4 protein-coding genes are annotated in these 14057 nt (G+C 42.0%); all 4 read right to left on the bottom strand.

Going from position 1 to position 14057, the window contains the following annotated elements; genetic code table 11:
* Positions 1 to 2: 2 nt before the first annotated feature.
* Positions 3 to 3245, bottom strand: a complete 3243-nt coding sequence (locus ABM313_RS21825; RefSeq protein WP_434685228.1) for a PAS domain-containing protein — start codon at positions 3243 to 3245, stop codon at positions 3 to 5.
* A 309-nt stretch (positions 3246 to 3554) separates the two neighbouring features.
* A complete protein-coding gene (locus ABM313_RS21820) occupies positions 3555 to 6752 on the bottom strand; it encodes an ATP-binding protein (RefSeq protein ID WP_434685227.1) in 3198 nt (1065 codons plus the stop codon).
* A gap of 491 nt (positions 6753 to 7243) precedes the next feature.
* Positions 7244 to 10378, bottom strand: coding sequence for an ATP-binding protein (locus ABM313_RS21815; RefSeq protein ID WP_434685226.1), 3135 nt, complete (start codon positions 10376 to 10378; stop codon positions 7244 to 7246).
* 15 nt (positions 10379 to 10393) lie between these two features.
* Positions 10394 to 13966: a PAS domain S-box protein gene (locus ABM313_RS21810; protein ID WP_434685225.1), complete on the bottom strand. Its 3573-nt coding sequence runs from the start codon at positions 13964 to 13966 to the stop codon at positions 10394 to 10396.
* Positions 13967 to 14057 lie beyond the last annotated feature (91 nt).

Below are 14057 nucleotides of genomic sequence, written 5' to 3'. Positions count from 1 at the left end.
ATTTAATCTCCTATTTCGAGCGATAAATTAGATACAGAGCCAGACGAGATGTCAGGTATGGTGAAATAAAATGTTGCGCCTTTCTCGATCGCCCCCTTTGCCCATACCTGTCCACCATGCCGATGAATAATCCTCTGCACAGTGGCAAGCCCAATTCCCGTCCCAGTAAATTCATTAGTGTTATGTAGTCTTTGGAAAACCCCAAAAAGCATATTGGCATAGTTCATATCAAATCCTGCTCCATCATCACTCACAAAACAGGTAAATTGCCCATCTTGTTTATTTTCAGAGGGAATTACCCCAAATTCAATTCTCGCGCTGGCATGACGACTGGTAAATTTCCAAGCATTTTGGATTAAGTTGCTAATCACCATCCGCATTAGGGTTATATCAGCATGGATATATACATTTGGAGCAATCACAATTTCTACTTGTCTTTCTGGTTCTGATGCTCGCAGTTCTTCTAATTGCTCAGCAACCAACATGCTGAGGTTGATTTGTTTATATCGCATCTCCGAGCGAGATACCCGTGATAGACGCAATAAGTCCTCAATCAACATCCCCATCCGAGTTACATTACTGCGAATTCGAGCAAAATAGTCTTTCCCCTCTGCATCGATTTTGTCCCCATAGTCTTCTAGTAGAGCTTGACTAAAGCCATCGATCGCCCGTAATGGCGATCGCAAGTCGTGGGAAACTGAATAGGCAAAAGCTTCTAGTTCACGGTTAGAAGCAGCTAACTGCGCCGTTGTACGCATGAGTTGAGCCTCCGCTTGTTTGCGATCGGTAATATCAAGGTTAATGCCGATCATCCGCAACGGCTTACCCTGATGATCCCGCTGTACCAAGGCATAGGCTTTGAGGAAGCGAATCGTGCCATCGGGATGAATCACGCGAAATTCAGGATCGTAATCCTTTGAGCCTAGCAAGGCTTGTTGAATTGCTGATTCGGCTCTAGAGCGATCATCTGGATGTAAGCTGCTTACCCACCCCTCATAAACGCTTGGGAATTGATCGGATGTAATGCCGTACAGTTCATACATGCGATCATCCCAAATCAAGATATTGTCAGGAACGTTCCAATCCCAGATCGCGATCGCCCCAGATTTTACGGCTAAGGTCAGGCGATCGGAAAGGTTTTGTAATTCTGCCTCCGCTTGTTTGCGATCGGTAATATCTAGAACTGTACCAATCATTTGCGTTAATTGACCTGTAGCATCCAAGATCGGTTCTCCCCTTGTAAGCAAGTAACCTAATGATCCATCACAGCGATAGAATCGGATTTCAAGGTCATAGGGTTGAGTAGTAGCAATAGCTGTTTGGATTACTTGCTGATGATGGGCGCGATCATCGGGATATATTTGCTCTTGGAGTTCATCAAAACTAGGAGTTCCCATTGCTGGATCACGACCAAAAATGTGGAATACTTCATCCGACCAAATAATCTGCTCACTGTAAGGATCAAACTCCCAACTGCCCAATTTACCAATACGCTGAGCAGTTCTTAGATGAGTCTCACTCTTACGCATCTGTTCTTCATATCGCTTGCGATCAGTAATATCAATATGGCAGCCAATCATTCGCACAGGTTGATCATTTTCGTCCCATTTAATCACTTGACCAGAACAAATTACCCAAACTGTAGAGCCATCCTTGTGCCGATATCGAACTTCATTACAAAATGGAGTCTCACCGTGGGTCTGGATATGACGATCAAAGGACTCTAGAACTACGGATAAATCTTCGTCGAAGATCAGGTGTTGCCATGTTTCAGGAGAATTGGGCAACTCTTCATCTTCATAGCCAAACATTTTTTTGAATTTAGGACTGAGGTATTCTTCATTATTTTGCAGATTCCAATCCCAATAACCTGCAAGAAGGGTATCAAAAATACTTTCTAATAAGTTTAACTCTTGGCGAACTTGCTCAGCAATCAAGCGTTCTACTTCTGCTTGTTTGCGATCGCTGATATCTGTGTGCGTTCCTAACATCCTTAAGGGATGCCCTGCCTCATCATAGGACACAATGCTCCCAAGAGAGAGAATCCATTTCCATTCCCCTGTCTGGGTAAGTTGGCGAAATTCTGCCTTGTATTCTGGTACAGTCCCTGCCAAATAGTCTTGATAGACCTTAGCAACGCGATCGCGATCGTCTGGATGCAAACGTTCAATCCATTGAGCATTAGTTTCCTGAAAAGTTGTCGGATCATAGCCCAGCATCATGGCATATTCAAGACTGGTGATCGCTTCGCCAGTCTGTAAGTTGAGATCATAAAGCCCTTGCTTGGCAGCTCGCAGCGCTAAACGCAACCGCTCTTCGCTTTCATATATCTGCTGCTTGTCTTGGGCGCGTTGTTGGGCATTGGCAATGGTTTGTGCCATTATTTGCAGTAATCTAATGATTTCCTCGTCCCAAATTACTACTTTACTAAATGAGGCAAATCCCATTGTTCCTGTAACAACAGATTTTTGAATTATAGGAACCGATAGAGCTGACACAATGTTGAACCTTTGCCAAGTGGCTTGGTCGATCGCCGCCTCAATGGGAGCCTCGCTGACTCTAGGCATATTCACAATCTCTCGTCGCAGTAATTTGGCATTACACCAAGGAAACGCGGATAAAGGCACATTCTGCACTAGGGAGATTTGTCGAGGATATTCAGGCTTAACCCATTCATTGGTCATACTTACCGTGCCATCGGGGAGCGGCGAGTCAACATGCCCTCCGAAAGAAAATTTGATCAAATAGCTCGTGTCTGAGTTGGTTGCTTCCCCAATCAGTTGCAGGGAGCGATCAATCTCAGCATCTAGCTGGTCTGGGCTAATATCAATAAATCGACTGCTGATTTCCGCAATCAGGTGATTAAAGTCTCGCTGCAATTTCAAAGCTCGCTCAGCATCTTTGCGATCGCTAATATCTGTAATCGTACCGATATAACCAATAATTTTGCCAGCCTGATCGCATTCAGCCACAGCCTGACCGTAAACCCAAGTAATTTTCCCTGTTTTATTTTGAAACCGATATTCTAGTTGGAAGGGACGATTTGCTTGGACGGCACTATTCCACTCTGTCGCCACAAGTTCGCGATCGCTAGGGTGGATACCATTGATCCAACCAAATCCCTCCGCCTCCGTTAAAGTTAGCCCCGCAATTTGACACCAGCGAGCATTTACATAGCAACAGTTACCAAGAGTGTCAGTATGATACATACCCACAGGCAAAGAGTCTGCCAGCGATATAAACATTTGTTCATTTGCTGACCTTAGGTCACTTACAGTGAGTCTATTTTTAGGGTTAGACATAACATTGTGTAGTCTAAGAAATACACGCAAAAGTCAGTAATTATTTCTTATTTTACCCCCTACACCCTCATTCATATGAAAAAATCGAGAATCACAGCAATTATTTTCTGGTAATGATAATCGAATTCAATTTAAATGAAAGCGGCGCTTCGCACTGCCTTCATTATAGAGTGACATTTGCGTCGTGCGAAGCACTACGCAAAAATCGGAAAATGGCTTTCACTTATTAGAGTTTTATGTCCTCTGCAAAACTTATGTGGCAGTATCGATTCCGACCCTCGCATTTAAAAGCTCTTGAATCACATTCTCTAATTGTCTCAGTTTCATGGGCTTACTTAGGTATTTATTCGCCCCCGCCGCTAGACAACGATCGCAATCACCTGACATAGCTAATGCTGTCATCGCAATAATTGGGGTACAAACCAATTTAGGTTCAAGACGAATTTGTTGGGTTGCCTCAATTCCATCCATTACAGGCATTTGAATATCCATCAAAATCAGATCTGGTTGGTGAGATTTTGCCAAGGCGATCGCTTCTTCACCATTATTTGCTAAGAGGATGCGATAACCACTAGCTTCTAAATAGCTAGAAATGGTAAGAATATTCGCTTCATTATCTTCTACTAACAAAATTAGAGGCGATTTCCCATTAGTTGCTTTGATGATTGGATTATTTAATAATAAAGTTGTCTCTGGTTTACTATTGAGAACTATTTCAGAAGAACATTCATAGGGTAGATTAACTGTAAAACAACTACCTATGCCCAATTCGCTAGTTAGCCCTACGTTACCACCATGAAGTGCAACAATTCGCTTCACTAAGGCAAGCCCTAAACCAGTCCCTTCGTATTGTCGATTTAAAGCACTATCGATTTGGATAAACGGCTGGAATAATCTCTGGATATTCTCGGGAGAAATGCCAATACCTGTATCAGTTACGGAAATTTGTAAGTATTGTGATGAAGGGAGATCGCTAGTAACTACATGCAGAGGCAGCTTAACTTCTAGAGTGACTCGTCCTCCCTTTGGCGTAAATTTAACAGCATTGTTCAGGAGGTTAATCAAAACTTGGCGAATACGGAGTTCATCGATAAATAGCGGCGGCAGATTACTCTGAAGTTTTATATCCAATTGAATATGTTTTTTCGAGGCCTGTTGTTTTACAAAGGCTACACTGGATTGACAGAGATGACTGATAGAGGTGGAAGCACAGTCTAATTTGATTTGCCCCGCTTCAATTTTGGCTAAATCAAGAATGTCGTTGATTAGCTCCAACAAATGAGAGGCACTACGCTCAATAGTTTGAAGAGCCTTAATCTGTCGCTCGTTAATATCACCAAAGACTTGCTCTTGTAAGCCCTCGGTCATACCTAGTATGGCATTAAGTGGTGTGCGAAGTTCATGACTCATATTAGCGAGAAATTCATCCTTAAGTCTTGTTGCACGGATCAATTCTTCGTTGGTTTGTTGCAATTGCATTTCTGATTGTTTGCGATCGCTAATGTCAAAATTGACTCCAATCATGCGCTGGGGATTACCTTGATCATCACGCACCACAATCCCATAGGCTTTAATAAAATGGATACTGCGATCGGGATGTACGACTCGAAACTCCGTATCATATTCGGCGTTCCCTAACACAGCTTGCTGGATCAATGTTTCTGTTGAGATCCGATCATCAGGATGTAATCCGTTAGACCAAATATCGTAGGCTATATTTTGGTTTAATTCACTGACTCTCAGTACCTCAGATTGTCCTGTGATGCCAAAGAGTTCATACATGCGATCGTCCCAACGCAAAGTGTTTTGCCCAATATCCAACTCCCAAGTGCCGATCGCTCCAGATTTTAGTGATAGGGCAAGGCGTTCTGACAGTTTTTGGAGTTCTATTTCTCGTTTTTGCAATTCCGATGTGCGTTCTTCGACTTTGGCTTCTAGAAATTGATTAAGTTGTTGCAATTGCTGTTCGGCTTGTTTACGATCGCTAATATCACGAATCATAAATAGAACTTCATCATCACTGCTCTTAACGACTCTAACCTCTTCATAGATCAAACGCTCTCCCACTTGAACCTGTTGTTCATAAATCTGTAGCTCCCCTGTTTCTAACGCTTTTAGTAAATAGTAAAATTGATGCTCGATAATATCTGCGGGCAATACTTCCGCCATCGACATGCCAGCTCGATCAAGCTTGGCAGTAGCGATCGCAAAATCACGACTTTGTGTCACAAATTCTCGGTAAACTCCATCAGCCCCAACTCGGAACATGAGATCGGGAATCGCAGCTAACATGGCGCGACTCTTGGCTTCACTTGCAGCTAAAGCAAGTTCAGCTTGTTTACGTTCGCGCATGGCAATATGTTGTTCACTAACATCTCGAACTAACAACAAAACTTCATTTTCACTATAGGGAACAATTCGCACCTCTTCGATTTGTTCTCTGCCGTCAATAAAGATGGTTTGTTCATATACCTGCATGGAATTAGTTTCAAATACCCTTTGGACATAATTCATGCGTTTTGTGACAACATCAGCAGGAAGCGTATCAGACACATGCGTTCCTACAAGATCTTTTAAAACACCTACCACTACAAAGTTGGGAGTGGTAACAAATTCTGAATAGAAGCCTTCTCGATTCATGCGAATGATCATGTCGGGAATCGCACTCAGTATGGCGCGTTGATGGGTTTCGCTCTTGAGTAATTTAGCTTCAGCTTGTTGACGCTCAATTAGTTGATCTTGGAGCTTTTGGTTGTTTTGAGCTTGTTCTATAGCGATCGCATGGCTAGTATACCTGATAAATAAAGCGGCGATCGCCATTGACAATAACAAACTAGTCAGCCCTATTTGAAGACGAACTACTTTCGCTTGACTGAGAGCCAAATCAATTTCTCTTTCCCGTTGATATACAATCTGAGCAAAAGGAGGTAGGAGATCAGGAAACTCAAAAAAACGAAGAAAATTCTTACTCTCAAAAAACTTTACTAGCTCTAATTCTGCTTCGATGAGATTTTTAGGCGATGCATTAGGTGACAACGTGAGTTGGTCTAAGCGATCGAGCAAATCCTGATATTCTTGCTTAAATGTTTTTAGAAACTCCTTATACTCCTGTAGTAATGGTTCTAATCCTTCTATATTCGAGAGTTTTCTGGAAGCAAGATGAGTTTCCACTATACTTAAGGTTGTTTGAATGGCTTCAAGCAATTGGTAATTCTTTTGTTGAAGGCTCTTTAAATCTTTTAGGTAAGAATATAGTTGTTGGTTAGGAAGATTATAGAGAACGTCTAATTGAAGTGTGTTTAGAGATTTACGATCTTGAGATACGCTTTGACTCTTTTGTAATACTTCTTGATGGTGGTAATTTCCCCATAACAATCCAGTTGCAGTACCTAAGCAGGTAATACCTAAAGCGATCGCGTATCCATAAACTATTTTGTTACTTAAAAACATTTGGGATAAAAGTTTACGCCAAGAATTGCTGAATGATGTTAACCAGTAATTTAAGTTTAACTGGTTTCGTCAAATAATCGTTAGCACCTATAGTCGTATATTTAGCGATATTGGATTTATATAGCTGCCGTCAATTGAAGTTTTCAAGACCCTCACCCTTAGACCATCTCCTAAAAAGACGTGAGTTCGATATCGCCATTTGCGTCGTGCTTCGCACGACGCAAATGGCGAAAAATGGTAAGAATCGCTAAGCGATTCTTACCATTTTTCGCTTTCGTCGAACTGACGTTAAAAAGGAAGAGGGGAACAAAAAATTAGTTTTACTCCACCGCTTGATGGGAGAGGTGGCTGGAGGGTGAGAGTCCCATGTAACACATTTAAGAGAGGATTTGGAGACCAAATCCCTACATATTTGTATAAGTAGGGGCTTGGTCTCCAAGCCCAAATCCCTACATTTGTAAAGGTAGGGGCTTGGTCTCCAAGCCCAAGTCTCAGCCTTCCACTAATAGATTTTCCATCATTTGGGTTAGTTCTTTGAGGCGAATAGGCTTACTACAATAATCATTAGCTCCTGCCGCAATACAACGATCGCGATCGCCAGTCATGGCTAATGCTGTCAGTGCAATAATAGGGACATTAACTAAACTGGGAATCTGGCGAATCTTCTGAATAGCCTCGAGACCATCCATTTCGGGCATTTGAATATCCATCAAAATCAAATCAGGTTGCTCTTTTTGGGCAGTAGCGATCGCCTCGAGTCCATTTTTTGCGAAGAGAAGATCATAGCCGCAGGCTTCTAAATAGGCAGAAATCATCTCAATATTGGTTTCATTATCTTCAGCTAACAAGATCGAGGCATGTTTACCACGATTTGTTTGACTAGATTCATGTCTTAGATCATTCTGGATTTCTAGTTCAGAAGCAGTTGGTACAAAATCAGCACAGGGAATAGCGACTGTAAAGCAACTACCTACTCCCAATTCACTCCTTAAACCTACAGTACCGCCATGAAGCTCAACAATACGTTTCACCAAGGCGAGTCCCAAGCCTGTGCCTTGATATTTGCGGTTAAGGGCGCTATCGATTTGAATAAAGGGCTGAAATAGTTTATGGATATTTTCTGGTGATATACCAATCCCTGTATCCGTGATCGCAATTTGCAAATACTTCCCCATCCCTAAAAGAGTATCTTCCTGTGAGGTGAGAGTGACTTCTAAACTAATTTGTCCACCATCCGCAGTAAATTTGACAGCATTATTCAGTAGGTTGATCAAGACTTGGCGCATTCGTCGTTCATCGACTAGTAGATCAGGCAGATTATTTTGCCATTGAGTCTTGATCTGAATGTGTTTGGCGATCGCCTGCTGTCTGACAAACGCAAGACTGGATTGACAGAGTGGAATTACGGCTGTAGGGTGGCAATCCAATTCTATTTGACCAGATTCTATCTTCGCAACATCCAGAATATCATTAATCAACTCTAGCAAATGGGAACCACTGTTCTCAATAGTCTGTAATGCTTTAATCTGTTGTTCATTAATGTCTCCAAAAACCTGTTCGAGAATTGCTTCGGTCATACCAAGAATGGCATTAAGAGGTGTACGGAGTTCATGGCTCATGTTAGCGAGAAATTCATCCTTAAGCCGAGTTACACGGATCAGTTCTTCATTTTGCAATCGCTTAAATTCAGCCTGTTTAGCATCCGTAATATCTCGAATAATGATCAGTACTTCTTGATCATTGAGGCGGGCAATACGTACTTCTTCGTAACATTGTTCATTTTCAACGGTAAGAATCTGCTCATATACCTGTAATAGCCCAGTCTCGATCGCTTGTTTGGCATAATACAACCGTTGTTCCGCTAAATCGGCTGGCAAGACATCGTAGACTTCTGGCTGGTCAGGCGAGGCAGGAGGATTGACAATCCTCACACCACTACCCGCAAACATGCTGAGATATCGTCCCTCTATATCCATTTGAATTAGGAGATCAGGTATTGTCTCAATAATCGTGCGATTAGTCATTTCGCTTTGTTTGAGCGCTGCTTCCGCCTGCTTGCGATCACTAATATTGCGGATCATAAATAGCACTTCATTATCGTCAATTTTGAAGACTCTGACTTCTTCATCTTGGAGGCGATCACCTACTTGAATTTGTTGTTCATATATCTGCAATTCCTCAGTCTGCAAGGCTTGCTGCATATAGTAAAAATGTCGTTCAGCAACCTCGGTGGGCAGCAAATCTGTCATAGAGCGCCCCGTGGGGTCTGATGTCGGCGACAATACATTAAAGTCACGATAGTCCGTAATAATCCCGCGATAAAGACCATCAGAACCCATCCGAAACAGAAGATCGGGAATAGCAGCTAAAACTGCTCGATTTTGAAATTCACTTTGTTTAAGGGCGGCTTCGGCTTGCTTGTGATCGCTAATATTACGGATTATAAATAGCACCTCATCGTCACCACTTTTGATGACTCTAACCTCTTCATCTTGTATGCGATCGTCAATTTGGATTTGCTGCTCATATACCTGTAACTCCCCCGTCAGCAAGGCTTGTTGCATATAGTAATACTGTTGATTAGCGATCGCTTCTGGCATCAGCTCTGCCATTGATTGACCAGTGGGATCGGAATCCGACGGTAATATTCCAAAATCTCGATTTGCCGTAATAAATCCGCGATAAATGCCATCATCCCCCACCCGAAACATAAGATCGGGAATAGCCTCTAAAATTGCTCGACTTTGGGCTTCACTATGCTTGAGTGCCGATTCAGCTTGCCGATGCTCACTCAAGTCAATATCGATGCAGTATAGTTCTGGCTCGTTCCTTGAATTATTCAATAAAACATGGCTAGAGTAGACATACACATTAGATCCATCTTTCGCCATTAGGGTTAACTCACTAGCAGGAATAGGCTCTCCCCCATTTACCCAAGCCTCTATCAAATTAATGACACCTTGACGCATTGCTGGAGGAATAATCAGGTTCTCCAGATTCTGCCCGATGGCTTCATCAGCAGTATAGCCATAGATTTTCTCACTTGCTTTATTCCAATAAATTACTTGGCGATTACGGCTATAGCCCTGTACTGATATTTTAGGAAGAGCATCAAATAATTTTAGCGAACGTTGTTCACTAGCCCAAAACTTAGCATCTTCTGCTTGGTGATTGTCTATTTCTAAATGATTCTGTGTTTGGGCGATCGTTTTTTTAGCAAATGCTTGAACTTGCCCAGCTAATAGCTCAGTTAAGTTCTCTTTTTCTAGCAGACCTACTAAGCGATCTCCATCTAGTACAGGTAAATGCCGCAGAGAATGCTCTTGAAATAGCGTCATGACAGCATTGATATCAGTAAGTTCTGACTCTTGAATCGTCATAACTGGATGAGTCATCACAGCCCGAACGACTAATTGGTCTAATGCTAATCGTTGGGAGTTAAGGCGAATAATATCTCGCTCTGTAAGTATTCCCATAATCTGAGTAGGATTCTCTCGGCACACTAGCACATAGCTAGAGACATTTTTATCCATCAGCGCGATCGCTTCGATCACATTTAGCTCTGGCGCAACGATCAGAGGATTGTGCGAGACTGCGGATAGGATATCTCTAGGCAAAAAGTTCATTTATAGGTAACTCCACTAGTGAGCCAAAAAAGTTTGAATCATTTGAGATAATGCTTTTAGTTTGACAGGTTTTGGCAGATATTCATTGGCTCCAGCCTTTAAACACTTTTCGCGATCGCCTGTCATTGCCAAAGCCGTCAGGGCAATAATCGGAACCTCAGCCAAATCTGGTTCAAGGCGAATTTGTTGAGTTGCTTCTAGCCCGTCCATAATCGGCATTTGAATATCCATCAAAATTATGTCGGGCTGATGAGATTTTGCTAAGGCGATCGCCTCTTGACCATTCTTTGCGAAGACCATACGATAGCCCTTCGCAATTAAGTAACTAGAGATCGTATTTATATTGGCTTCGTTATCTTCTGCTAGCAAGACTAAAGGTAAAGGTGCAATTAAGTCGTCAGTTGTATTAGCGATCGCATTGTCCAGTGACGCAATGCTGAGAGTTCCATCTTGATCTGAAGCTAGTTGAGTAGAAGAAGAGACATAGGGCAGATCGATCATGAAACAACTTCCAACTCCTAACTCGCTCGTCAGCCCCACCTTACCTCCATGTAATTCCACTACGCGCTTTACGAGCGACAATCCTAATCCTGTACCTGTATACTTCCGATTTAAAGCACTATCAATTTGGACAAAGGGCTGAAATAGTTTAGGGATGTTTTCATGTGCGATACCTATACCAGTATCAATTACAGCAATTCGCAAGAAGTTTCTAGTACTAGCCTCTTTAGGATCTGGATTGAGAGAAAGCTGGGTAACTTCGAGGGTAATTCGCCCTCCTTCTGAAGTAAATTTGACAGCATTATTGAGTAGATTAATCAAGACTTGGCGAATTCGTCTTTCATCGACACATATATCAGGTAGATTTCGAGAAAGTCTATCATCAAGCTGAATGTGTTTTTGTAGAGCTTGCTGCTTGACAAAGGCAATGCTAGATTGACAGAGAGCAGCTACATTAGTACATGCATAGTCTAAAGTAATCTGCCCTGCTTCAATTTTAGAGACATCCAGAATGTCGTTAATTAGTTCTAGCAAGTGAGTACCACTGCGCTCAATGGTTTGTAATGCTCTAAGTTGCTGCTCATTGACATTGCCAAAAATGCCATCTTGCAATCCTTCCGCCATACCTAAAATAGCGTTGAGAGGAGTGCGGAGTTCGTGACTCATGCTAGCCAGAAATTCATCTTTGAGACTAGTAGCGCGGATTAGATTAGCATTTGTTCGCTCTAGTTGCTGCTCATATTCTTTATAAACTCGCATGTCACGCATGATGCTAGAGAAAAACTCGATCTCTCCCTGTGACGATTTATGGACAAGCAGCAATTGTGATACTAGAATTTCGCGACCTTCCGCATCTAGCAACGCAGTTTCACCAAGCCAGCTTCCATTAGCGATCGCACTCGGAATAGCCTGCTGCTCGATCAAATCAACAGCCCATTGAGGATGGCAATTAACCAGTCTAAATTGCAGCACATCTTCATGAGGATCAATACCACACAGGCGCTTTAACTCAGCATTTTTCCAAAAGATATTGCCTTTCGCATCTGACATACTGATGTAATCAGTCGAAGCTTCTAAAATCGCAATCAAACGCTTTTGGGTTTGTTCCAAATGCTTACGTTCTGTAATATCCTGAGCCGTACCAATGATTTGCTTAACTAGCCCATTCTCATCGCGACTAAAAACTGAATCTCGACTATATAGCCAATGCCATTCCCCATTAGCATGTCTCATTCGATATTCACTTTCAATAATCTCTCCATCCTGAGCCATGCATATTTGGTCATAGTAAACTGGATAAACCGATTTGAGATCGTCAGGATGCATTAATTTGAGAGCAAAGTTATCTCCTAACTCTTTAATTTCATCAGGTAAGTAACCCAAGGTCGAGAAAACTTCACGATTGGAGTAGATATTTTGGTGTTTTTGGATATCGTACAAATAGAGGACATTTGGTGATGCATCAGCGATTTTCTGAATAAAATGCTGACTTTCTTGGAGAGCCTTTTCTGCTTGCTTGCGATCGCTAATATTACGAGTAGAAGCAATTACCAAAGGCTTGCCTTCATTATCCTCTAATTCAACTAAGCTCAGTTCTACAGGGAAAATCTTGCCATCTTTAGTCTGGTGTAAAATCTCACTAGAAGCATATTTTTGAGTGCGGAGTTTTTCTATAGCGGATCTATCACAGAAAAAGTCATTAGGGATAATATCGCTAGGGGTCAATGTTAACAGCTCTTCTCGACTATATCCCAAACTCTCGCAGGCTGTTTCATTGACTTCGATAAAGGCACTGAATTCGCCTGTGTCAGTAAAGCTATTGACAAATACAGCATCTGTTTTATGGTTAAACAAAGCCTGATATCTTTTTTTAGTGTCGAACAAAGCTGCTTCAGTACGTTTGCGTTCGCTGACATCTTGTACTAAAGAAGTCATAGATACAAGATTGCCCGCCTCATCTAGTAAAACTGAATTGTACCAATCACAATAGATAATCGAGCCATCTTTACGATAGTTACGGTTATGGCAACTAGCCTTGCCATCTTTTAGGATTTGGGCTGCAACTGCTTGGACAGAAGGAATGTCAGGCTCATATATAAATTTCCAGTCAAAGAAAGTCTTACCTAGGACTTCATCAGATTTCCATCCAAAAACTTCTTCGGCACGAGCTGACCAACGACTAGCTCGAAACTCTTGATCCCAAATTATGGTGGCGAGAGGAGAATTTTCGATGTGATAATTTAATTCTTGATTGGCTTTCCATAGAGCAATTTCAGCTTGCTTGCGATCGCGAATATCTCTAAAGATTCCCTGCACGATCCTTTCCCCATCTAATTCAATACAACTGGCTGTAATTTCTACAGGAATCTGATTACCATCTTTCCGTAGTACAAGACTTTCCATTGCTGAAGCAAAATTATTTTGCATAGCATTTTTGAAATGATTTTGCACTCCTGCAATGGCTTCGGGCGGATGTATTTGCGATACATGTAAACTCTTCAGATCATCGCGGCTATAGCCCAAGAGTTCTTCGGCTTTATAATTGGCTTCGATCAAGTTGCCTTGAGGATTTGCCAGCAATATTGCATCACTAGCTCCATCCATCAAGGCGCGATAACGTTGCTCATTAATAATTTTCTGTTCGCTATTACTAGTATTTAAAGCTGTCTGCGCCAATATTTCTGTCAAGGCATCTTTGGATAACAAACCAATGAGGCGATCGCCATCTAGCACTGGCAAATGACCAATGTGATATTGCCGAAATAAGTTTAGAGTGGCGTTAATATTATCGATTGTCGATTTTTGGATGGTAACCACAGGGTGGCTCATCACTTCCTGAATAGACAATTGCGCTAAGTCATCAGACTGCATACTCAGGCGAACCACATCTCGCGCAGTTAAAATGCCAGCTAAAGTCGGATGCTCATCATCTTCATCTAATCCCTCCATCACCAGCACATAACTTGAAGCATGTTCCCCCATCATGGCGATCGCTTGCTTAGCATTAGCCATTGATGAGATCATCAGTGCCTCTTGGGCAATCAATGACATTAATCTTGGGTAACTTATGGGGCTGTTATTAGTCATTGATATATTCTTCTAAGAATATAGAGTATTGAGATATGGGATGAGATTAATGATGAGATCTAAGTATTTTGAGGGATTAAACAAATGCGGG

Source organism: Pseudanabaena minima str. Chao 2107, assembly GCF_051131155.1.
Taxonomy (GTDB): Bacteria; Cyanobacteriota; Cyanobacteriia; order Pseudanabaenales; family Pseudanabaenaceae; genus Pseudanabaena; species Pseudanabaena minima.
This window is presented reverse-complemented; position numbering and strand designations above follow the sequence as displayed.